This window comes from Alcanivorax sp. HI0083 (assembly GCF_001635175.1).
In genome coordinates this window covers 1-789 of the sequence record NZ_LWFX01000182.1, presented here as the reverse complement: position 1 = coordinate 789, position 789 = coordinate 1, and the positions used below count along the sequence as shown (strand labels likewise).

General features: G+C 53.0%; 1 protein-coding gene and 1 pseudogene. Both read right to left on the bottom strand.

Annotated elements, in window-relative coordinates; all coding sequences use genetic code 11:
• Positions 1-239: 239 nt before the first annotated feature.
• On the bottom strand, positions 240-458 hold the full coding sequence (gene infA / locus A3754_RS01940) for a translation initiation factor IF-1 (protein WP_007149029.1): 219 nt from the start codon (positions 456-458) through the stop codon (positions 240-242).
• 100 nt (positions 459-558) lie between these two features.
• Positions 559-789: pseudogene (locus A3754_RS01935) on the bottom strand (arginyltransferase); the annotation flags it as partial.

The following is a 789-nucleotide window of genomic DNA, read 5'->3' as shown; positions in this document are numbered from 1 at the left end:
AGAGAAACTGCTGTTTGGCGAATTGGCGGGTGCCGGTGGGCAGGTCAATATCACCGAAAAAGACGGGGAGCTGGTGCTTTCCGTGGAAGCGGCCACAGCGGAGCCCGCGTAAACAGAAGTGGCGGGCGCCTTTCTTTTACGAAAGGCGCTCCGCTCGTTTTCCATCAACGCACAGACAACAAAAAAACCCGGCAATGCCGGGTTTTTTTGTGGGTGTATTCGGCCGGAGCCGTTCCGGGTTATTTCATCCGGAAAGTGATGCGTCCCTTGGTGAGGTCATAGGGAGACATTTCCACTTTTACACGATCCCCTGTGAGGATGCGGATATAGAACTTACGCATCTTCCCGGAGATATGGGCCGTAATTACATGACCGTTGTCCAGCTTCACACGAAACATCGTGTTGGGCAGGGTATCAACGATGACACCTTCGAGTTCGATTTGCTCTTCTTTCGCCATCCAACAAATACCTTGGGTTACCGGCTATTAGCGACGCGCAATTGTGCCGTAAAAGGGCCTTGGCTGCAAAAGAAGTTGGAAAAAGGCTTGGGTCGAGGGCTTAACCCCCGGAATTACTGGGGGCGGTGTGCTCTTTCCAGCTCCCGCTGGCGAGAATTTCCAGGGGCTGATACTGGCTTTTGTAGCTCATTTTCTGGCATTGACGGATCCAGTAGCCCAGATACAGGTAGGGAAGTTGTAATCGTTGGCATTGTTCGATTTGCCATAGCAACGCCATGACCCCCAGGCTGCGCTCAGGCAATGTGGGGTCAAAGAAGGTGTACACTGCGGA